The following is a 19,895-nucleotide window of genomic DNA, read 5'->3' as shown; positions in this document are numbered from 1 at the left end:
AGCACGCCATGAACGAAGCCGTCATTGTTTCCACTGCCAGGACCGGACTCGCCAAGAGCTGGAAGGGCGCCCTCAACATGACCCATGGCGCGACGATGGGAGGCCACGTCGTGAAGGCCGCCGTCGAGCGCGCGAAGATCGATCCGGCCGAAGTCGAGGACATCATCATGGGTTGCGGCTATCCCGAAGGTGCGACGGGCGTGAACATCGCGCGCCAGTCGGGCATTCGCGCGGGCCTGCCGGTCACCGCGACCGGCGTGACCGTGAACCGCTTCTGCTCCTCGGGCCTGCAGGCCATCGCGATGGCCGCGCACTCGGTGATCGTCGATCGCTCGCCGATCATGATCGCCGGCGGCGTCGAGTCCATTTCCTGCGTCCAGCAGAACTCGAACCAGCACATGCGCACCGAAGGCTGGATCGCGAAGAACAAGCCCGAGCTCTACCTCTCGATGCTGGACACGGCGGAGAACGTCGCGAAGCGCTACGGGATCTCGCGCCAGCAGCAGGACGAATACGGCGTTCGCAGCCAGCAGCGTGCTGCAGCGGGTGTCGCGGCCGGCAAGTTCAAGGACGAGATCGCGCCGTTCACGACGACGATGGGCATGGCCGACAAGGATTCGGGCCGCATCTTCTCGAAGGAAGTGACGCTCGATTCCGACGAAGGCATTCGCGCGGACACCACGCTCGAAGGTGTTGCGAAGATCAAATCCGCGATGCCCGGCGGTGTCGTTGCCGCGGGCAACGCGAGCCAGTTCTCGGATGGCGCGTCGGCCTGCGTAGTGATGGATGCGAAGCTCGCCGAGAAGCGCGGCATCGAGCCGCTCGGCATCTTCCGCGGCTTCGCGGTCGCCGGCTGCGAGCCCGACGAGATGGGCATCGGCCCTGTGTTCGCCGTCCCGCGCCTGCTGGAGCGCGCCGGCCTCAAGGTGGGCGACATCGGCCTGTGGGAATTGAATGAAGCCTTCGCGGTGCAGGTGATCTACTGCCGCGACAAGCTGGGCATTCCCGATGATCGCCTCAACGTGAACGGCGGCTCCATCGCCGTGGGCCATCCCTTCGGCATGACGGGCGCGCGTCTCGTAGGCCATGCGCTGATCGAAGGCAAGCGCCGCAAGGTGAAGTACGTCGTGGTCACGATGTGCGTGGCCGGCGGCATCGGCGCGGCCGGCCTGTTCGAGGTGGCGTGATGAAGACCGCCGATCTCTTCAACCTCAAGGGCAAGGTGGCGCTCGTCACGGGTGGTTCGCGCGGGCTGGGGCTGCAGATCGCCGAGGGCCTGGGCGACATGGGCGCCAAGGTCGCGATCACCGCGCGCAAGGCAGACGAACTTGTCGAAGCGAAGAAGCATCTGGAAGCGCGCGGCATCGAAGTGCACACGATCGTGAACGATCTCTCGAAGTTCGAAGCCATCCCCGCGATGGTCGACGAAGTCGTGAAGAAGTTCGGCACGATCGACATCCTCGTGAACAACGCCGGCGCGTCGTGGGGCGCGCCCGCCGAGCAGTATCCGGACGAGGCGTGGCACAAGGTGATGAACCTCAACATCAACGCGATGTTTTTCCTGTCGCGCGAGGTGGGACGGCGCTGCATGATCGATCGGAAGTCCGGGAAGATCATCAACATCGCGTCGGTCGCCGGGCTCTCGGGCAATCCGCCCGACATGACGACGATTGCCTACAACACCTCGAAGGGCGCGGCGGTGAACTTCACGCGGGCTCTCGCCACCGAGTGGGGCAAGTACAACATCAACGTGAACGCGATTTGCCCGGGATTCTTCCCGTCGAAGATGGCGAGCGGGATCCTCGAGAAGATCGGCGCGCGCGTCATTGCGGCGACCCCGCTCGGGCGCATCGGCGGTGAGGAGGACCTGAAGGGCGTGGCCGCGTTCCTCGCCTCCGAAGCCTCGCGCCACATCACCGGCCAGTACATCGCCGTCGACGGAGGCAACAGCGTCACATGAGCTTCGAGAAGTTCTCGGGCACGCGCCCGGTCGCCCCGCAGCACGCGTTCGACGCGGAGAAGCTTGCCGCGTGGATGCGCGAGCACGTGGATTCGAACGTCGGCGCGCTCGAGATCGTGCAGTTCAAGGGCGGGCAGTCGAATCCCACGTATCTGGTCACCGCCGGCACGAAGCGGTACGCGCTGCGCCGCAAGCCGCCGGGCAAGCTTCTCCCCTCCGCGCACGCCGTGGATCGCGAGTACCAGGTGATGACCGCGCTCGCGAAAACCGACGTGCCGGTTCCGAAGACCTACGCGCTGTGCGAGGACCCGGAAGTCATCGGCACTTCGTTCTTCGTCATGGACTACCTCGAGGGTCGAATCTTCTGGGACCCGCAGCTGCCCGGCGTCACGCCCACCGAACGCCGCGCGCTCTACAGCGAGATGAACCGCGTGATTGCCGCGTTGCACAGCGTGGACTATCGCGCCGCGGGCCTCGAGACCTACGGCAAGACCGGCAACTATCTCGCGCGCCAGATCGACCGCTGGACCAAGCAGTACCGCGCTTCCGAGACCGAGAAGATCGAGGCGATGGATAGCCTCATCGAGTGGCTCCCGAAGAACCTGCCCGTGGGCGACGAAACCTCGGTGGTGCACGGCGACTACCGCATCGACAACGTGATCTTCCATCCGCGCGAGCCGCGCATCCTGGGCGTCCTCGACTGGGAGCTCTCCACCCTCGGTCATCCGCTCGCGGACTTTGCGTACCACTGCATGACCTGGCGTCTTCCGGGTGGCGCGCACGCGCGCGGCCTGCTGGGCGCGGATTTCACTGCGCTGGGCATTCCCGACGAGAAGGAATACCTCGCGGCGTATTGCCGGAGAACCGGGCGCGACGGAATCGCGAACTGGGAGTACTACCTCGCATTCAACATGTTCCGCCTCGCGGCGATCCTGCAGGGCGTGATGTCGCGCGCGCTGCAAGGCAATGCGGCGAGCGCGGAAGCGATCGAAGCCGGCAAGAGGGCCCGGCCGATCGCGGAGGAAGGCTGGAAGCAGGCCCTCAAGCTGCAGTCCTGAAGGAGAAACACATGCAATTCGGCTACTCGGAAAAAACCCGCGCGCTCCAGGAACGCGTCACCGCCTTCATGGAAGCCCATGTCTATCCCGCAGAGGTCCCCTTTGCCGACGAGGTGCGCGCCAACCGCAAGGCGGGCAACCCGTGGCAGGCGACGAAGGTGATGGAGTCGCTCAAGGAGAAGGCGCGCGCGCAGGGGCTGTGGAACCTCTTCCTGCCCGCCTCCGCGCTCGGCGCCGGCCTCACGAACCTCGAGTACGCGCCGCTGTGCGAAATCATGGGCCGCTCCGAGATCGGTCCCGAGTCGTTCAATTGCAACGCGCCCGACACCGGAAACATGGAAGTGCTCGAGCGCTACGGCACGCCCGAGCAGAAGAAGCAGTGGCTGGAACCCCTCCTCGCCGGCAAGATCCGCTCCGCGTTCGCGATGACCGAGCCCGCGGTCGCTTCGTCGGATGCGACCAACATTGCGTCGAGCATCGTGCGGGATGGCAACGACTACGTGATCAACGGCCGCAAGTGGTGGACGACCGGCGCGCCCGATCCGCGCTGCAAGATCCTCATCTTCATGGGCAAGTCCGATCCGACGAATGCGAACCGGCACCAGCAGCAGTCGATGATCCTCGTGCCGATGGATGCGCCCGGCGTGAAGATCGTGCGCGCGCTGCCGGTGTTCGGCGACGACGACGCGCCGCACGGCCACGGCGAGATCGACTTCAAGGACGTGCGAGTGCCCGCGACCAACATGCTGCTCGGCGAGGGCCGCGGCTTCGAGATCGCGCAGGGCCGCCTGGGTCCGGGCCGCATCCACCACTGCATGCGCGTCATCGGTGTGGCCGAACGCGCGCTCGAAGTGATGTGCCGCCGCACGAAGGCGCGTGTTGCTTTCGGCAAGCCCATCTCCGAGCAGACGGTGACGCTCGAGCGCATCGCCAACGCCCGCATCCTGATCGACCAGGCGCGGCTTCTCGTGCTCAACGCCGCGTGGATGATGGACACCGCCGGCAACAAGGTTGCGCGGAAGGAAATCGCGATGATCAAGGTCGCCGCGCCCAACATGGCGCTCACCGTGATCGACTGGGCGATCCAGGCCTGCGGGGCCGCCGGCGTTTCGGAAGACTTCCCGCTCGCCGCGATGTACGCGAAGGCGCGCACGCTGCGCCTGGCCGATGGTCCCGATGAAGTGCACCGCAACCAGATCGGAAAGCTCGAACTCGCACGCCATGGATAACGCCGCCATGCAGCAGCCGCGTCACTACGCCTACTGGCCCCGGGAAGCCCCCAAGTCGCTGACGTACCCCGCGACGAGCGTCTGGTACAACCTCGAAGTCTCCGCGCGCCGCTATCCCGACAAGCCCGCGTTCATCTGCTACGACAACGCGATCACCTTCAAGGCGCTGGAAGCCGAAGCGCTGAAGCTCGCGGGCTTCCTGCAGAAGAAGTGCGGCGTCGCGAAGGGCGACCGCGTGCTGCTCTTCGCGCAGAACAGCTTCGAGTTCGTCATCGCCTACTACGCGATCCTGCGCGCCGATGCGGTCGTCGTGCCGATCAATCCGATGAACCTCACCGAGGAGCTGCGCGGTTACGTGAAGGACTCGGGCGCGAAGGTTGCGATCGTGGCGCAGGAGCTGTGGCCCGCGGCCGGCCCGCTCGCCGCGGATGGAACGCTGCAGCATGCGATCGTCGCGGCGTATGCGAATCACCTCGTGAATCCCACGGATCTGAAGGTGCCCGATGCGTTCAAGCTTCCGCGCCAGCCGATCGCCGGGCCGAACGTGACGCTGTGGTCGGATGCGATCGCACAGGACCTCGCACCCGGTCCGACGACCGCGGGCCCCAACGACCTCGCCGTGATGCCCTACACGTCGGGGACGACGGGCAAGCCCAAGGGCTGCATGCATACGCACGCGACCGTGATGTCGACGATCGTGATGCCCTTCGAGTGGTTCAAGATTTCATCCGAGGTGATCTACCTCGGCGTGCTGCCGTACTTCCACGTGACCGGCATGCAAAACAGCATGAACACGCCGATCCTCAACGGCTGCACGGTGGTGCTGCTGCCGCGCTGGGATCGTGAAGTCGCCGGCGTGCTCATCCAACGCCACAAGGTGAGCGCGTGGACGCTGATCCCGACGATGGTGGTCGATCTCCTCGCGAGCCCGAACGCCGCGAGCTGGGACCTCTCCACGGTGCAGCGCATGTCGGGCGGCGGCGCGGCGATGCCCGAAGCCGTTGCCACGAAGTTGAAGGAGCTTTGCGGGCTTTCGTTCGTCGAAGGCTACGGGCTGAGCGAAACGATGGCGCCCACGCACATCAATCCGCCCGACCGCCCGAAGAAGCAGTGCCTGGGCATTCCCGTGTTCGACACGACCTCGATGGTCGTCGATCCCGCGACGCTCGAGGAGTTGCCCCAGGGCGAAGTGGGCGAAATCGTCAGCGCCGGCCCGCAGATCTTCCTCGGCTACTGGGACAACCCCGAAGCGACGAAGGAGTGCTTCTTCGAGCGCGACGGCAAGAAGTTTTTCCGCACCGGTGACCTCGGCCGCATGGACGAGGAGGGCTACTTCTTCCTCGTCGACCGCCTGAAGCGAATGATCAATGCCTCGGGCATGAAGGTCTGGCCCGCGGAAGTCGAATCCCTCCTCTACGGCCACCCTGCCATCCAGGAAGCGTGCGTGATCGCCGCGAAGGACACGCATCGGGGCGAGACGGTGAAAGCCGTTGTGGTGTTGAAGCCCGCGAGCCGGGGCAGCGTCACGCCCGAGGAGATCACCGAGTGGGCGCGCGGCAAGATGGCGGCCTACAAGGTGCCGCGCATCATCGAGTTCGTCGAATCGCTGCCAAAGACCGCTACCGGGAAGATCCAGTGGCGTGTACTGCAGGAAAAAGAACAACTGTCATCCTGAGGAGCGCCAGCGACCGAAGGACCTGCTTTACAGCGCAAGCGCGGCGCTACCGCTCTACAGCAGGTCCTTCGGGCACTGCGGCCCTCAGGATGACAGGGGCTTACACCAGCGCCCGAACGATCATCATCATCGCCTGCCCCTCGAGCCACGCGACCGGCAGCATCAGCACGAGCTGGAAGGCAATGAGGACGAAGATCGGCGAGATGTCCACGCCGCCGATCAGCGGAATGATCTTCCGCACGGGCTTCATGAACGGACGCGTGAGCGCATCGAAGAACGGCGCGACCGGGTGGTGGGGATTCACCCACGAGAGCACGGCCTGGAGGATCAGTGCGCCGATGAAGACGTAGATCGACAGCCGGATCAGCTTCACGAACGCGAAGAACAGCACCACCGAAAGCACTCCAGGGTTCTCGGTGATCGGCCTGTCCATGATGTAAAGCAGGATCACCTGGAGCACGAACTCCGCCGCCCAGGCGACAAGGAGCGAGGCGAGGTCGAGGCCGAAGAAGCCGGGGATGATGCGGCGCAGCGGCTTCACGGCCCAGTCGCTGAGCGCCATCGTGAATTGCGCGATGGGGTTTCTCATCGGCGCGCGCAGCACCTGCATCCAGAATCGCACCAGCACCGCGAGGATGAACAGGTGGAAGAGCGTGTCGACGACGAAGATGAGCGCCTGGTTGATCACGACTGCGGGTCCTTTCCGAACTCGTCACCCAACTGTTGCGACCGCGTGTGCGCGGCCTTGATCGCGGCCACGAACATGGCTTTCACCTGCGCGGCATCCAGCACTGAAATGGCCGCCTGTGTCGTGCCGCCCTTCGATGTCACCTGCGCGCGCAGCACCGCAGGATCGAGCCCGCGCTCAGCCGCGAGCTTGGCACCCCCCGCGAACGTCCAGAGGGCGAGCGTGCGCGCCTTGTCGGGCGCGAGGCCCAGATCCTTCGCCGCGGCTTCCAGCGCTTCCATCACGTAGAAGACATACGCCGGGCCGCTGCCCGAGATCGCGGTGACGATATCGATATCGCCTTCGCTATCGAGCCAGACCGTGGCGCCGATGGCGGCGAGAAGTTCATTCACCTTCTCGCGATCGGACAGAGTCACCGCGTCCGTCGCATAGAGCCCCGTGATGCCCGCCTGCACGAGTGCCGGCGTATTGGGCATGGCGCGCACGATGCGCGAGTGACCGCCCAGCCAGCGGGTGAGGTCGGCAATGCGAATGCCCGCGGCGATCGACACCACGAGCTGCTTCGAAAGATGCGGTGCCAGCGACTTCGCCACCTCGCGCATGTTCTGCGGTTTCACAGCGAGCACGATCACGTCCACCCGCGCCATTTCCGCGCCAGGCGCCTCCACGGTGCTCACGCCGAGCTCGGAGGCGAGCCGCGCGCGCGCCGCCGCGTCGATCTCGGCCACCACCGCATCCGCGCCGCGAAAGCCCTTGGCCATCAGGCCACCGAGGATCGCGGTCGCCATGTTGCCGCCGCCGATGAATGCGAGCTTCATGCTTGTTCCCTCTCCCTTGGGAGAGGGCCAGGGAGAGGGTCTCGCTTCCCGAAGATCGCGGTGCCGATGCGAACCATCGTCGAACCCTCGGCCAGCGCGGCCTCGAAATCCTGCGTCATGCCCATCGAAAGCGTGTCGACATCGAATCCCTCGGCGCGCAGGTTCTCGAAGGCGCCGCGCAGTTGCGCGAACTCGCGGCGTTGTTTGGCGACATCGTCCGTCGGGCTCGCCATGCCCATGAGCCCGCGGAGTGCCAGCCTCGGAAGTGACGCAACCTCGCGCGCGAGCGGCACGACTTCCTCGCCCGTCACGCCGCTCTTGGTCGCCTCGCGGCTGATGTTCACCTGGATGCACACCTGCAGGGGCGCTTGCGACGCGGGGCGATGGCGCGAAAGCGCCTGCGCGATCTTCGCGCGGTCCACCGCATGGAACCAGTCGAAATGCTCGGCCACGTCCTTTGCCTTGTTGGTCTGCAGCGAACCGATGAAGTGCCACGCGAGCGGCAGGCCCGCCAGCGCCGCGATCTTCGGAAGCGCGTCCTGCACGTAGTTCTCGCCGAAATCGCGGCACCCGGCATCGAATGCCACGCGAACATCGCCCGCCGGGCGCGTCTTCGATACCGCGACCAACGTGATCGCGCGCCTATCCCCTTGTAACGCCTCGGAAATGCGCCGTTTCACAACTTGCAGGTTCGCGGCGATTGGGGACATAATCGACTCGGTTTTTCGAGGTGCAAATTCTACCTGAGCGATCCCCATGGACATTGCTGAACTGCTCGCCTTTTCGGTCAAGAACAAAGCCTCGGACCTGCACCTTTCCGCGGGCCTGCCTCCCATGATCCGCGTGCACGGCGACGTGCGGCGCATCAACATCCCCGCGCTCGAGCACAAGGACGTGCACGGGATGGTCTACGACATCATGAACGACTCCCAGCGCAAGGTTTACGAAGAGACGCTGGAAGTGGACTTCTCGTTCGAGATCCCGAACCTCGCGCGCTTCCGCGTCAACGCGTTCAACCAGAACCGCGGCGCGGGTGCTGTGTTCCGGACGATTCCTTCCAAGGTGCTGACGCTCGAGGAGCTCAACGCGCCGAAGATCTTCGCGGAAATCGCGAACCAGCCGCGCGGCCTCGTGCTCGTCACGGGCCCGACGGGCTCGGGCAAGTCGACGACGCTCGCGGCGATGGTGAACCACGTGAACGAACACGAGTACGGCCACATCCTCACGGTCGAGGACCCGATCGAGTTCGTGCACGAATCCAAGAAGTGCCTGATGAACCAGCGCGAGGTCGGACCCCACACGCTCTCGTTCTCGAACGCGCTGCGCAGCGCGCTTCGCGAGGACCCGGACATCATCCTCGTGGGCGAAATGCGCGACCTGGAAACCATTCGCCTCGCGATGACGGCCGCGGAAACGGGCCACCTGGTGTTCGGCACGCTGCATACGTCGTCCGCGGCGAAGACCGTGGACCGCATCATCGACGTGTTCCCCGCGGCGGAAAAGGAAATGATCCGCGCGATGTTGTCGGAGTCCCTGCGCTCCGTGATCTCGCAGACACTGTGCAAGACCAAGGACGGCACGGGCCGCGTCGCCGCCCACGAAATCATGATCGGCACGCCCGCCATCCGGAACCTCATCCGCGAGGCGAAGGTCGCACAGATGTATTCATCCATCCAGACCGGCCAGGCGCTGGGCATGCAGACACTCGACCAGAACCTGCTCGACCTTGTGAAGCGCAATCTTGTCGCGGCCCCCGAGGCCCGGAACAAGGCGATGAACAAGGACCTCTTCCTCGGTTGAAGGAGTAGCCATGGAACGCGAACAGTCAATGAAGTTCATGCACGACCTCTTGCGCGCACTGATCGCGCGCAGGGGCTCGGACCTCTTCATCACCGCGGGCTTCCCGCCGGCGATGAAGGTCGACGGCAAGGTGACCAAGGCGATGGAGCAGAGCCTGACGCCCGTGCACACGCAGGAGCTCGCCCGGTCGATCATGACGGACAAGCAGGCGGCGGAATTCGAAGCCACCAACGAGTGCAACTTCGCGATCAGCCCGTCGGGCATCGGCCGCTTCCGTGTGAACGCGTTCGTGCAGCAGGGCCGCGTGGCCCTCGTGCTGCGGACCATCACCACCACGATCCCGAAGTTCGACGATCTCGGCCTTCCGCACGTGCTCAAAGACGTCGCGATGACCAAGCGCGGCCTCGTGATCTTCGTGGGCGGCACGGGCTCGGGGAAATCGACCTCGCTCGCCGCGATGATCGGCCACCGCAACGAGAACTCCTACGGCCACATCATCACGATCGAGGACCCGGTCGAGTACGTGCACGAGCACAACAACTGCATCGTGAGCCAGCGCGAAGTCGGCGTGGATACGGACAACTGGTTCGCGGCGCTGAAGAACACGCTGCGCCAGGCGCCCGACGTAATCCTCATCGGTGAGATCCGCGAGCGCGAGACGATGGAGTACGGCATCGCCTTCGCGGAAACCGGCCACTTGTGCATGTCCACGCTGCACGCGAACTCCACCAACCAGGCGCTCGACCGGATCATCAACTTCTTCCCGGAAGAACGCCGCGGCCAGCTGCTGATGGACTTGTCGCTGAACCTGAAGGCCATCATCTCGCAGCGCCTCATCCCGAAGAAGGGCGTGAAGGGCCGCGTGGCCGCGATCGAGATCATGCTCAACTCGCCGCTCATGTCTGACCTCATCTTCAAGGGCGAGGTGCACGAGATGAAGGCGCTGATGACGCGTTCGCGCGAGCTCGGCATGCAGACCTTCGACCAGGCGCTCTTCGATCTCTTCGAAGCCGACATGATCACCTACGAAGACGCGCTGCGGAATGCCGACTCGGTGAACGACATCCGTCTCAAGATCAAGCTGGAGTCCAAGAACGCGAAGAACCGCGATCTCGGATCGGGACTGGAGCACTTGGAAATCGTGAAGTAACGGTGTGACGACATAGAGGGAGACAACCGCCTCCCGAAATGTCGTCATCCCGAGTGTTGCGAGGGACCTGCTTTCGGCTTCACATCAAGCAGCTTCCGCATCTCACAGGGCCCGCAGCCGCGGGCCCTGTTTGTTTCCACGCATTGACCCGGGGTGCGTGCACGCATGCACCTCGCGCAGCTTCGATATCGACACCTGGGTGTAAACCTGCGTCGTCGAGAGATCGGCATGCCCGAGCAGTACCTGGATGAACCGGATATCCGCGCCGTTCTCCAGCATGTGTGTCGCGCAGGCGTGTCGCAACATGTGGCACGCACCCGGCGCGCCGATCCTGGCCCTCCCGAGGTAGCGCTTCACCAAGTCGCCGAGCCGATTCTTGGCGAAGGGCTCGCCATAGTCCGTGAGGAACAGCTTTCCGGGGTCGATCGGACCCGCCAGGCCGGACCGCACGTTCGCCAGGTACGCACTCACCCAGTGCCCGGCTCGAGGTCCCAGCGGCACGACCCGGTCGTTGCCGCCCTTTCCTCCCCGCACCATGACGACACCGGCGTTCACCTGAACGTCAAAGACCTGGAGCTGTACGAGCTCCATGCGACGCAACCCCGTGGAGTACAGCACTTCGAGGATGGCCCGGTCGCGAACGCCAGATGCCGTGGCAACGTCCGGCACCGCCAGCAAGCGAGCAACCTCCGCCACGGAGGGAACGTGACGCGGCAGCCGGCGAGGGAGGCGCGGCATTTGCAGGTCCGCTGCAGGATTGGACTCGACAACACCTTCACGCGACAGCCACTTGCAGAACGCGCGGATGGGATGAAGCCTGGTCGCCTGGGTATTCAATGCGAGCGGCCGACCATTGCGCTTCCGAAAGCCGTGGAGACTGGCCTGGTATTCCTCGAGCAACCCTCGCGTGATCTGCGAGGCCTGCTGTATCCCATGGGCATCGCACCACCGGAGGAAGTAGTCGAGGGCCGCGCGACGAATGTTTGCAGTCTGCTCTGCCAATCCAATGGCAAGGGTCCACCGGAGGAAGCGTCCCTGCAGCTCGCGAAGCGGATTGTCGCGTGACGGGTCCGGCGGGATTATCCTTAGTGGAACTGAGCGCTTGGGCCTGAGCATGGCTCTCTGACGCGATGACTTCAAACTTCGGATTCGCACCGATGCAACTGCGGTTGTCCCAGAACGCTCAAATCTACAACTACTTCAGGGACTATGACCCGCGGATTGCTCGGTACGTTGAAAGCGATCCGATTGGTCTGAAGGCGGGCGCCAATACGTTCGTTTATGTGCGCAGCAATTCCTTGACACGCCTCGATCGCCTTGGTCTTGTCGATTCCGACTGCGGACAGAATGAAGGTTGCTGCAAGGGCGTCCCGGGAGGTGGAACCGAATTTGGCGGAACTGTCATGTGCTGTGGCGGGCGGAAGGTTGCGTGCACCTACTGCAACGACGAGAAATCGAAAGGCGGTCAACTACGATGCGGGTGCAAGATGAAGCACGAGCTGGCGCACATGCCGGACGTTGAGTGCAACAACCCTGGTAACTATCGCGCTCCGATCAGTTCAGGGAAGTACCCTAGCACCGAGTGCAAGGCGTATGACGTCGAGATGAACTGCCTCGTGAAGGGTCTTGACGACTGCGGCAATGACATCTCGTGCCAGTTCACTCTGCAGGATCGATTGTCCGTCTTGGTCGTCGGAAAGGGAGTCAATCATGGCTGTCGCTAACGTGATTCAACGCTGCCTACTGGCATCGCTCTTGATGGCGATGACTTGCGCCGAAGCGCAGACTGTTTGTCCTCAGCGAGAACTGACCAAGACAGAGGTGTTGATCAAGGCCCTCGAGGCGTTGAAGGCCCGAGGGATTGGTTTGGTTTCCTACGACAACCTCTACGTCAGGTTTGAGCGTGATGGATGCGGTTATCGAGTAGTCATTCGCGATGATCCGCCGAAGCCGAGCGGCGTAATGTCCGTGGAACTCGCTCCTGACGGCCAGCTCCGCAGGATAAATCTGGACTAGAACCACGACTTCCCGGTCTGAGTACAACTACTTCCGCGACTATGACCCGAGGATTGGGCGGTACGTTGAGAGCGACCCCGTCGGATTGAATGGGGGTCTCAATACCTACGGATACGTTGGCGCTAGCCCGCTTGTTTTTCTTGATGAGTTCGGCCTCGCGTGTCGAACGACAATCTTGATCAGGGACCAATGGGATGCTGCGGGCGATCAGAACATCATGACCGAAAAATCGTGGCGAACTCCGAAGTGGAGTTGGGAATTGAACGGTCTGTCCATTTGCGTTCGCTACGTTGGAGACACGGTGTTCACCGTCGAGATGTATCGCAACGTGCAGTTTTGGCAACTCAACCGTACCTCCAAAACCTGCTCGACTTGCACGCCATGCGGCGGCGAGGGGTCGCTGACATGCAGTGACTGGAGCAAGCCCACCCCGATCGACGCAAAGGAAGTGACCAGCGGTCCATGGTTCCGGAGCCGCACATCCTTTGAAGAGCGTGCGGGTTCTGACTGCGTCAAGGTACGGAAAAAGCCACCCGGTAGGACGTGATCGACATGACCTTGAAAATGGTTCGCGGTGCATTCATCTGGCTCGCGGCATTCGCGACGACATTTCTCGCGATTGTCGTCACCAACTCTGTTGCCGCAGAAGCGCATGGAAATCCCTTAACGTACGGCTCGACAACCCTCCAACAAGCAGTCACACAGGTGGGGAAAGTCCTAATGCACATACTGCCCGGGATGGCAGTCGGCCTCGCCATGCCGTCAAGAAGCTGGATGGTGGCTGGCCTCCTCTCGTCTGCTGTGGTGTCGCTCGCATGGTGGTATTTCAGAGGGACCTTTGGAGCGGTACTGCTGAGCTTCCCCGTTGTTGAGGCAGCTGTCCTAGTCATGCTTGGGATAGTGGCGGCAGCTGTAACTTCGGCTGCAAAGCGGGACCGGCGCGAGTAGTCTCCCGCCCGGACGAGTCCGCAGTGACGCTCGCTACAACTACTTCAGGGACTATGACCCGCGAATCGGCAGGTACGTTGAGAGCGATCCGATTGGACTTCAGGCTGGACCTCAGACATTCACCTATGCGGGTTCCAAGCCGCTGACCGCAATCGATCCGCAAGGTCTTATTTGCCTGAACATGACGATGCCCAATGGACTGCTATATGGCCAAGAGGGGCCTACGGGCGTCTGGAACCGCTGGAAAGTGTTTGATGTTCAGATTGAAGGGGCGGAGGGTGTGATTCCGTGGAGTGCCTATACCTGCGTTTGCGCTCGCGAAAACACGATGATGGACGTTCGCAGCTACTTCCAACGGGTGACGAGGAACGTAACGATTTGCTTTGAGTGCGAGAAGCCAACCATTGCCGAGTGGAATACCGTCGGGCCAAAGACATATTACGGTAGGCAAACCAGAGACTGGGAAATCAAGAAGGTCAATGGCGGCCTTTCGTCGAACGCGAAACTCATTATGGAGTTTGACTGCGATGAGAAATGCAAGGCCCTCAATAAGTAGCGTGGCGCTCGCACTACTCTGCGTGATGTCCTGCGCTCAGCGCGATGAAGGGAGCGTCAAAGGTATGTCTTGTGAGGAGGTAGACCTGGCGGCTACGGAGCTCGCGGGCCACAAGAAGCTGGCTGAGGCTGCGGCGATGATGGACCAAGCAATCGCAAAGTGTGCAGCGAGCTCGGAAAGGCTCAGGAGCCGCGGCATTCTGCATGCGGCAATGGGGCAAGTCGCCGACGCCGAGCGCACGCTTGAGCGGGCCGTCGAACTTGCGAGCAAATCCGGTGATGCATGCCGGGCCGACTTGGCACGGGCGGAACTCTACATCATTCGCGGGGGTTCAAAGTCCAATTCGATCCCGAACTCCTGTCGCACGAAATAGCGGCCGTGCCTTCGCCCGCGCGCTACCCCGCATCGCAGTGAGGCACACTACAACTACTTCAGGGATTACGACCCTAGGATTGGACGGTACGTTGAGAGTGATCCGATTGGATTAAACGGCGGACTCAACACGTACGGCTATGTGAAGGGCAGCCCGCTGCGGTTCGATGATCCGCGCGGACTCGCTTCGTGCCCCCTCGATTCCAAAGAATGTAAGTGCTCGGGCGGCACTTGGGACCAGGAGATGGGTGACTTCGGCGCGAGCCTTGCTGCCGGAGGGTATATGGGTGGGTCTCGCCAGAACGTGGTGTGCCGCAGCAACAAGCGCCTTCGATGCAGAACCACTCAAATCTGTTTCGGTGGAGGGGCGATTATTGGTGGGGGTGCGAGCTGGAATATTCTTGGAACGATCAACGGCATTGAGAGCTGTAGCGGCCTTGGGGGTTCGTGGTCAGACACGCAAGTCAGTGGGTCAGCCGGTCCGCTAGGAGTCCAAGCGCCAATCGGCAGTCCAGGCGGCGGGAGTATGGGAGCCGGGCTTGGACTGGGTGGGGGCCTCGCCCTCATCACGTGCTACACGTTTATCTGGGGATGTGACCTGAAATGAACGCCTTCGCCTTGGCAGGTATAGCCGCAGCATTGGTCTACTTTGCGTTGGTCCTCGTGTTTCTTCAGAAACACGGCAGGCGCCTGGATGAGCCGGTGCAGTGGTGGTGGCACTTTGTGATCGGGCCACCCGCACTACTGAAGTGGTATTCGAGACGCTTCGGGCGAAGTTCATTGGTCACACGACGAGAGACTGTTGGCTGGTTCGTAGTTGTGGCGCTCATGGCAATTGTGATTGCGTGGAAGCTTGTGAGTAAGGCGTCATAGCTGCCCAGAGGTCGGTAAGCATGCGCCCGCATGCCGATAGCTAACTGCACCTCCCATGCATTCGGGCTGCATATGGCGTACCAAACGAAATCGGCGTCGCAAGGTCTACAACTACTTCAGGGATTACGACCCAAGAATCGGACGATATATCGAGAGTGATCCGATAGGCTTGGAGGGAGGACTAAACACCTTCGCGTATGTAACGGCCAATCCACTCGCAAACATCGACCCTGAAGGAAAGCTCTACTCCAAGATGTGTGGACGGTGCAAGGTCACATTTGATAGTGATCAGTTCAAAGGAGCGCACACACACTGGGAGTGCCCCGGACAGCCTCGCGGGTGCGTCAAGAAGGATGGATCGTTGTGTGACGGGTCCAAGCCTCCGCCGCCCGGAGTAGAGAAATGTTTGAAGGACTGGGGTCGCATCCCGAATCCCGAGACAAAGGACATGTGCGGGCCGAGATGCCAACAGACGATGGCAGGGATCGTGATCGGTGGTCTGATTATCGGCGGCGCTTGCCTTGCCGGTCCGCTGGGCGCTGGTCTAGGTTTGGGACTTGGGCTGGGCGCCGCCGCTCAATGACGGAGATTCGAATGCCGACGAAGAAGCCGGGAGCACGAGTGTGTCTTGTGTTGGAAGAGGGCGGCGCAAAGGTGTACGGCAATCGAGCGGCGTTCGCGTCGCTGGCCGAATGGATGGCGTGGCTTGCCGGCTCCCCATCCGGTGAGCACTTTGAGTGCCACTTGCTCATGGACCTTGAAGATGACGAGTCCAAATTTGGAGGCAGGAATCCGCGGAATGCTTGGGTTGTGGCGCGTGCCGTGGCAGGCGGTACGGATGCATCGCAGATAGAGACGCCAGGTGGCGAGCTCACGTTCATGTGTCTCGAGGAGTCCGAGTTGGACGAGCTCGCGCGAGACCAACAGTCGGCCGCTCACCGATAGACAGTCGTGTGAGATCACCAGGAGTGCCGTACTACAACTACTTCAGGGACTATGACCCGAGGATTGGGCGATACGTCGAGAGCGATCCGATCGGGCTCAGGGGCGGCGTTGGCACATATGCGTACGTCCATGGTTCGCCGCTTCGTTGGATAGACTTCCTTGGATTGAAGGCGCGAGTTTGTTGCCGAAGCATCCCCGCGACTTTCAACTTGGCTTCGCATTGCTTCATTGACACCTCCAATAGGCAATTCGGCCTGCATGGCGACATGGATCCAGCGCCGGCCGGATCGGGCGTTCCGGGTCAAGGCCGCATTCGTGGCGACGCAAGCTTCAACGATCCCGGTCAGAGTGAATGCGGTCCTTGGACGGATGATTGCGACACGGATAAGTGCGTTCAAAAGGCGATCTCCAACTACCCCGACCCCAGCGACTACAGTGCTGTTGGTGGGCCGAACAGCAATTCCTTCGCCGGCGCTGTGGCTAGGGGTTGCAAGCTGACCAAGCCGCGTGGTCCCTGGGCTCCTGGATGGGACAGCACGCCCCGCCCGTACTCGGCGCCCGTGCCCTCTATGGGGGGTGGCTGAGCATGCTCATACGTCTCGCACTTGCACTTGCTCTCACGCTGTTGTCGTCATGTGCGCAGCTTAGTAAGGATGAGTCGCCTGATGCGTCACGCGATGGCTCTCCGCGAGGAATGATCGCCCTGGGCGAAATCGACCTTGGTCGTAGCCAAGAGCGTCACTTCGAGATTCCCACGTTGGACGCAGGCGCAAGATTCGTATTGGGCCTTCATGTAACCAGCGGTAGCTGCGAGAGCCTCTCCTCCGGTCGAGGACTCGCTGTACGAGTTGTGGACGAGATCGGGAGGATTGTCGTTGATGAGGACCGTCCAATGAGGGACTTCCAGTGGTCGCGCGGAAGGGATGAATGCGTTCCCGCATTCGGGTACTTGCGCGGACAAATGCGTTCGGTCCAAATTGGCTCAGCGGGCGACGTTTGCAACGAGCCGATCTACTCAGGCGTGGACCACGGATACGGGACCTACTTCGTCGCCCGAAACGGTGCTCGGTACACGGCTACGGTTCGACTGCACGGCTCCGCATCGCTCGCGAAGGACCAGCATCCCGAGCCACAACTAGCGCTAGTCGCGTTGGCCTTCGATGGTCGCCATGAAAACAGACGATGTTTGAAGGATCCGTGATTGCAACTACAACTACTTCAGGGACTATGACTCCAGGATCGGGCGATACCTGGAGAGCGATCCAATAGGACTCGGCGGAGGACTCGACACGTTCACATACGTCAGTGGCAATCCGCTCGGCTTCACGGACCGGTCTGGATTGATGAGCGACGGAGCTTGCTGCCAGATGTCTGATCAACAGGGACAAGGCGGCAAGGACTATGGCTGGGTGATTTGTTGTGAGGGAAGGAAGGTTTCATGTGTTTCACCTCGAAACGAAAACAACGACAAGGTTCGAGCGATGGTGCAGGAATGTGGGAAGCGTCATGAAGACATACACCATCCGCAGACTCCTCCCTGCCCGAGCTGCAAACCTGCGCCAGAGCGCCAAAATGACTGGAAGCGCAACGTTGACGGCTATGCAAGCGAGTGCCTGGCGTACGCTGACACCAAGAAGTGCATGCGCGTCGATCGCTGTGGCTCGGACAATGCGTGCAGGGAGCGCGTAAGAATCATCTTGAAAGCCTGGGGTGCCGAGTCCAGGTCGAATTGCCTCAATGGGGGTGGACGTGACTAATCGGCTCTCGCTTATCTTCATCCTTGTCGTCCTTCCCGGCTGTGCACATGCAGAGAGGCCTGTCACGGAATCTGAGCGTGTGGCCGAGTGCAAAGTGGCGAAGGCCAATATCTCGGAGGATCAAGCGAAGAGTCTCGCCAAGCGGGAGCTCGCCAGAAGGGGAATCGAAAAGGACTTCGCTTCGTTCGATGCCGTGGAAAGTGAAGACATGTGTTCCTGGACCGTCATTGCAAGGCCTGTTGTGCACGGCCCCGGCGGCAAGCTCTACATTCTTGTGGGCAGATCGGGCCGCGTCTTGGAAGTCATCGGCGGACTCTAGGTCCGTTGATGAGGTGAAGAAAGATATGGCGTGGCTTCCCCGTGCGGTGTTGGTTATCGCCATCTCGTTCTTGGCAGGCCCCGTTTCTGCCGGCGGCGAGCCAAGCCCCAAAGGCCGATCCAATTGCGAGCAGCAAGAGGCTCAGCAGCGGCAGACTCGATTTGCCCGCTCTCAGTTTGAGCATTTCTTCCTCACTCTCAGTTCTCGGTCAGGACTCTCCGCAATCTTCTTTAGAACGTCGTCGTCCAGCGCAGGCACCCAATCGATCCGCGCCTGTCGTGAATCCAAAGGTCCTTGCGGCCGTAGTTGTAGTGACCTGACCTAGGCAGAACTCCGTCCCTTACGGCGCAGGCGTAGCGTAAGTTCGCATGCAGCGGCAGCGACTATGGCCCAAGCCAATGCGTTCCCGAGAACTGCAAGGTAGAGAGCATCGACGCCAACGTAGTTGCTTCTTGCATATGGCAGCCAGTAGAGAAAAGGGGCTCTAAGCAGTGGTCCAATGGCGGCACACCCTTGACCGAGCAAAGATGGTCCAGTCGTCCCGAGGCAGCCCAAGAGACTGACCACGTAGCCAGCCGCCGTCAATGCACCAACGCCAATCGATAACCTCTTCATTCAACGATTCCCCGTCGGAGTCGGCGGACGCGAGGGCGTGCCTCTGAATCGTCTGTCGATTCCGTTAAACACGCCTTGCGACCATGTTCGGCAGTTGTCTGCCGGATACCCGAAAAAGTCATATCGGCCCGTGCCGCCTAGTCCTGGCCGAAGGTTTTCTTCAATGGCTTTGTCGGTTGCACCGCTTGACTGGCGATAGCTGCCCGGTTCGATCGGCCCGGGAGGAGAGCGATCCTGATACACCGTACCTACACAGTTTGCGAAGCAGTACCCCTGATCTCCAAGGCGACCGAAGCTGATGCAGAAGCGCTTTCCATGCGGCTTGCCGACGCAGACGCTTTGATGCGCGCCACACCCTTGTTGAGGGCACTGCTGTTCCGTCCGAGCGGCGTTCTCGATCCAATAATCTAGGCCCTCGGGATCAGAGTGTTTAAGCGAGTTGGCTCCCGCGTACCCAAAAGTATTGGGACCGCCCGCAAGGCCAATGGGGTCGCTCTCAACGTATCGCCCAATCCTCGGGTCGTAATCCCGGAAGTAGTTGTAGTGATTGCCTGTTTCATGCGTAGTACTGCCCTCGTGGGTCGGAGTGCGTGCAATTACTGCGTGCCCTGGAGAGGTATTTCAGTGGCTCCTTCGCCGCTCAAGTCGGCACGCTGCCAAGACGAGTAGACCCAAATGAAAGGCGACGCCGGCCACAATCCTGTGCGTAACAACTACTAGCTCCCGAAAATTGCCGTCATCCATGAATTTTCCAATCAATCCAACGTGAAATCGAACGAACTCGATTGGCCCCGCGCCTCCTGCCAACACAGCCGCCCAGGTCGCGAGGATGCCGATGAAGAAGAAGGCCATCGTCGCGCGCAGGGATATCAACTTGCGTCTTACGTAGATCCAGACAACGGCTACCCCGACGACGAAGATCACAAGGTGAATCGCCCACCACGTCCATAGCGAGTGGGCGGTCTGAGCCAATAGGCGTTCTGTCGCCTCTGCCGAAAGACCGGGAGCATGGGTGCCCACCTCGCGGATGGCATCGGCAGCAATAGTCGATGGCAGCGGCCAAAGCGACGGCAAATAACCAATGGTGATCAGCGCTACCGCCAACACCAACGCCAC

Annotated in this window: 23 protein-coding genes and 1 pseudogene; 18 read left to right on the top strand and 6 right to left on the bottom strand. The window is 61.8% G+C overall.

The features are described from left to right. Positions 1–8 precede the first annotated feature (8 nt). From DSM104440_RS00725 to DSM104440_RS00705, 5 genes are read left to right on the top strand one after another with little or no spacing between them, the layout of a single operon-like run. A complete protein-coding gene (locus DSM104440_RS00725) occupies positions 9–1,187 on the top strand; it encodes an acetyl-CoA C-acyltransferase (RefSeq protein WP_171159819.1) in 1,179 nt (392 codons plus the stop codon). Further along, positions 1,187–1,960: an SDR family oxidoreductase gene (locus DSM104440_RS00720; RefSeq protein ID WP_171159817.1), complete on the top strand. Its 774-nt coding sequence runs from the start codon at positions 1,187–1,189 to the stop codon at positions 1,958–1,960. The genes DSM104440_RS00725 and DSM104440_RS00720 overlap by 1 nt, the downstream gene beginning before the upstream one ends. After that, complete coding sequence (locus DSM104440_RS00715) at positions 1,957–3,018, top strand: phosphotransferase (RefSeq protein ID WP_171159815.1); 1,062 nt, start codon at positions 1,957–1,959, stop codon at positions 3,016–3,018. The genes DSM104440_RS00720 and DSM104440_RS00715 overlap by 4 nt, the downstream gene beginning before the upstream one ends. An 11-nt stretch (positions 3,019–3,029) precedes the next feature. Next, positions 3,030–4,247 (top strand): acyl-CoA dehydrogenase family protein, encoded by a 1,218-nt coding sequence (locus tag DSM104440_RS00710; RefSeq protein WP_171159813.1) that lies wholly within the window; start codon positions 3,030–3,032, stop codon positions 4,245–4,247. After that, positions 4,240–5,922 carry a long-chain fatty acid--CoA ligase gene (locus DSM104440_RS00705; protein ID WP_212758156.1) on the top strand — a complete coding sequence of 561 codons (1,683 nt, stop codon included), beginning with the start codon at positions 4,240–4,242 and terminating at the stop codon, positions 5,920–5,922. The genes DSM104440_RS00710 and DSM104440_RS00705 overlap by 8 nt, the downstream gene beginning before the upstream one ends. Before the next feature lie 100 nt (positions 5,923–6,022). Here DSM104440_RS00705 and DSM104440_RS00700 read toward each other — a convergent pair whose 3' ends face one another. From DSM104440_RS00700 to DSM104440_RS00690, 3 genes are read right to left on the bottom strand one after another with little or no spacing between them, the layout of a single operon-like run. Next, on the bottom strand, positions 6,023–6,610 hold the full coding sequence (locus DSM104440_RS00700) for a YggT family protein (protein ID WP_171159811.1): 588 nt from the start codon (positions 6,608–6,610) through the stop codon (positions 6,023–6,025). Beyond that, positions 6,607–7,428, bottom strand: coding sequence for a pyrroline-5-carboxylate reductase (gene proC, locus DSM104440_RS00695; RefSeq protein WP_171159809.1), 822 nt, complete (start codon positions 7,426–7,428; stop codon positions 6,607–6,609). The genes DSM104440_RS00700 and proC overlap by 4 nt, the downstream gene beginning before the upstream one ends. Then, positions 7,425–8,138, bottom strand: a complete 714-nt coding sequence (locus DSM104440_RS00690) for a YggS family pyridoxal phosphate-dependent enzyme (RefSeq protein ID WP_171159807.1) — start codon at positions 8,136–8,138, stop codon at positions 7,425–7,427. The genes proC and DSM104440_RS00690 overlap by 4 nt, the downstream gene beginning before the upstream one ends. A 46-nt stretch (positions 8,139–8,184) precedes the next feature. Here DSM104440_RS00690 and DSM104440_RS00685 point away from each other — a divergent pair, with 46 nt between their 5' ends. Further along, entirely contained in the window at positions 8,185–9,228 is a 1,044-nt protein-coding gene (locus DSM104440_RS00685) for a type IV pilus twitching motility protein PilT (protein ID WP_171159805.1), read from the top strand. A 10-nt stretch (positions 9,229–9,238) separates the two neighbouring features. Further along, positions 9,239–10,378, top strand: coding sequence for a PilT/PilU family type 4a pilus ATPase (locus DSM104440_RS00680; protein WP_171159803.1), 1,140 nt, complete (start codon positions 9,239–9,241; stop codon positions 10,376–10,378). 102 nt (positions 10,379–10,480) lie between these two features. On the opposite strand, the gene xerC is transcribed toward DSM104440_RS00680, so the two are convergent. Continuing rightward, the gene (gene xerC, locus DSM104440_RS00675) at positions 10,481–11,494 is read right to left on the bottom strand and encodes a site-specific tyrosine recombinase XerC (protein ID WP_171159801.1); all 1,014 of its coding nucleotides are present in this window, start codon (positions 11,492–11,494) and stop codon (positions 10,481–10,483) included. Between the two features lie 14 nt (positions 11,495–11,508). On the opposite strand from xerC, the gene DSM104440_RS19565 reads away from it, so the two are divergent. From DSM104440_RS19565 to DSM104440_RS00620, 11 genes and pseudogenes are all read left to right on the top strand, one after another. Further along, positions 11,509–12,102, top strand: coding sequence for an RHS repeat domain-containing protein (locus tag DSM104440_RS19565; RefSeq protein WP_171159799.1), 594 nt, complete (start codon positions 11,509–11,511; stop codon positions 12,100–12,102). Further along, positions 12,089–12,394 carry a hypothetical protein gene (locus tag DSM104440_RS00665; RefSeq protein ID WP_171159797.1) on the top strand — a complete coding sequence of 102 codons (306 nt, stop codon included), beginning with the start codon at positions 12,089–12,091 and terminating at the stop codon, positions 12,392–12,394. The genes DSM104440_RS19565 and DSM104440_RS00665 overlap by 14 nt, the downstream gene beginning before the upstream one ends. Further along, on the top strand, positions 12,384–12,941 hold the full coding sequence (locus DSM104440_RS19560; RefSeq protein WP_171165573.1) for an RHS repeat-associated core domain-containing protein: 558 nt from the start codon (positions 12,384–12,386) through the stop codon (positions 12,939–12,941). The genes DSM104440_RS00665 and DSM104440_RS19560 overlap by 11 nt, the downstream gene beginning before the upstream one ends. After that, positions 12,938–13,342 (top strand): hypothetical protein, encoded by a 405-nt coding sequence (locus DSM104440_RS00655; protein ID WP_171159795.1) that lies wholly within the window; start codon positions 12,938–12,940, stop codon positions 13,340–13,342. The genes DSM104440_RS19560 and DSM104440_RS00655 overlap by 4 nt, the downstream gene beginning before the upstream one ends. Further along, positions 13,317–13,451 (top strand): annotated as a pseudogene (locus DSM104440_RS19555) (hypothetical protein); the annotation flags it as partial. The gene DSM104440_RS00655 and the pseudogene DSM104440_RS19555, both read left to right, overlap by 26 nt. Before the next feature lie 72 nt (positions 13,452–13,523). After that, complete coding sequence (locus tag DSM104440_RS19345) at positions 13,524–13,898, top strand: hypothetical protein (RefSeq protein WP_171159793.1); 375 nt, start codon at positions 13,524–13,526, stop codon at positions 13,896–13,898. Between the two features lie 451 nt (positions 13,899–14,349). Continuing rightward, the gene (locus DSM104440_RS19205) at positions 14,350–14,877 is read left to right on the top strand and encodes an RHS repeat-associated core domain-containing protein (RefSeq protein ID WP_212758296.1); all 528 of its coding nucleotides are present in this window, start codon (positions 14,350–14,352) and stop codon (positions 14,875–14,877) included. A 321-nt stretch (positions 14,878–15,198) separates the two neighbouring features. After that, positions 15,199–15,726 carry an RHS repeat-associated core domain-containing protein gene (locus DSM104440_RS19515; RefSeq protein ID WP_171159791.1) on the top strand — a complete coding sequence of 176 codons (528 nt, stop codon included), beginning with the start codon at positions 15,199–15,201 and terminating at the stop codon, positions 15,724–15,726. Positions 15,727–16,024: 298 nt separating this feature from the next. Continuing rightward, entirely contained in the window at positions 16,025–16,672 is a 648-nt protein-coding gene (locus DSM104440_RS19550; RefSeq protein ID WP_425509643.1) for an RHS repeat-associated core domain-containing protein, read from the top strand. A 609-nt stretch (positions 16,673–17,281) separates the two neighbouring features. After that, the gene (locus DSM104440_RS19545; RefSeq protein WP_171165569.1) at positions 17,282–17,845 is read left to right on the top strand and encodes an RHS repeat-associated core domain-containing protein; all 564 of its coding nucleotides are present in this window, start codon (positions 17,282–17,284) and stop codon (positions 17,843–17,845) included. A 94-nt stretch (positions 17,846–17,939) separates the two neighbouring features. After that, a complete protein-coding gene (locus DSM104440_RS00620; protein ID WP_171159789.1) occupies positions 17,940–18,164 on the top strand; it encodes a hypothetical protein in 225 nt (74 codons plus the stop codon). Positions 18,165–18,779: 615 nt separating this feature from the next. On the opposite strand, the gene DSM104440_RS19540 is transcribed toward DSM104440_RS00620, so the two are convergent. Further along, positions 18,780–19,292 carry an RHS repeat-associated core domain-containing protein gene (locus tag DSM104440_RS19540; protein ID WP_425509655.1) on the bottom strand — a complete coding sequence of 171 codons (513 nt, stop codon included), beginning with the start codon at positions 19,290–19,292 and terminating at the stop codon, positions 18,780–18,782. A gap of 108 nt (positions 19,293–19,400) precedes the next feature. Then, positions 19,401–19,895 carry a hypothetical protein gene (locus DSM104440_RS00610; RefSeq protein WP_171159787.1) on the bottom strand — a complete coding sequence of 165 codons (495 nt, stop codon included), beginning with the start codon at positions 19,893–19,895 and terminating at the stop codon, positions 19,401–19,403.

The organism is Usitatibacter palustris (genome assembly GCF_013003985.1).
GTDB lineage: Bacteria > Pseudomonadota > Gammaproteobacteria > Burkholderiales > Usitatibacteraceae > Usitatibacter > Usitatibacter palustris.
This window is presented reverse-complemented; position numbering and strand designations above follow the sequence as displayed.

Coding starts and splice junctions, on each gene's coding strand:
- DSM104440_RS00725 (WP_171159819.1), top strand. CDS start 9: ATGAACGAAGCCGTCATTGTTTCCACTGCCAGGACCGGACTCGCCAAG.
- DSM104440_RS00720 (WP_171159817.1), top strand. CDS start 1,187: ATGAAGACCGCCGATCTCTTCAACCTCAAGGGCAAGGTGGCGCTCGTC.
- DSM104440_RS00715 (WP_171159815.1), top strand. CDS start 1,957: ATGAGCTTCGAGAAGTTCTCGGGCACGCGCCCGGTCGCCCCGCAGCAC.
- DSM104440_RS00710 (WP_171159813.1), top strand. CDS start 3,030: ATGCAATTCGGCTACTCGGAAAAAACCCGCGCGCTCCAGGAACGCGTC.
- DSM104440_RS00705 (WP_212758156.1), top strand. CDS start 4,240: ATGGATAACGCCGCCATGCAGCAGCCGCGTCACTACGCCTACTGGCCC.
- proC (WP_171159809.1), bottom strand. CDS start 7,428: ATGAAGCTCGCATTCATCGGCGGCGGCAACATGGCGACCGCGATCCTC.
- DSM104440_RS00690 (WP_171159807.1), bottom strand. CDS start 8,138: ATGTCCCCAATCGCCGCGAACCTGCAAGTTGTGAAACGGCGCATTTCC.
- DSM104440_RS00685 (WP_171159805.1), top strand. CDS start 8,185: ATGGACATTGCTGAACTGCTCGCCTTTTCGGTCAAGAACAAAGCCTCG.
- DSM104440_RS00680 (WP_171159803.1), top strand. CDS start 9,239: ATGGAACGCGAACAGTCAATGAAGTTCATGCACGACCTCTTGCGCGCA.
- xerC (WP_171159801.1), bottom strand. CDS start 11,494: ATGCTCAGGCCCAAGCGCTCAGTTCCACTAAGGATAATCCCGCCGGAC.
- DSM104440_RS19565 (WP_171159799.1), top strand. CDS start 11,509: ATGACTTCAAACTTCGGATTCGCACCGATGCAACTGCGGTTGTCCCAG.
- DSM104440_RS00665 (WP_171159797.1), top strand. CDS start 12,089: ATGGCTGTCGCTAACGTGATTCAACGCTGCCTACTGGCATCGCTCTTG.
- DSM104440_RS19345 (WP_171159793.1), top strand. CDS start 13,524: ATGACGATGCCCAATGGACTGCTATATGGCCAAGAGGGGCCTACGGGC.
- DSM104440_RS19515 (WP_171159791.1), top strand. CDS start 15,199: ATGCATTCGGGCTGCATATGGCGTACCAAACGAAATCGGCGTCGCAAG.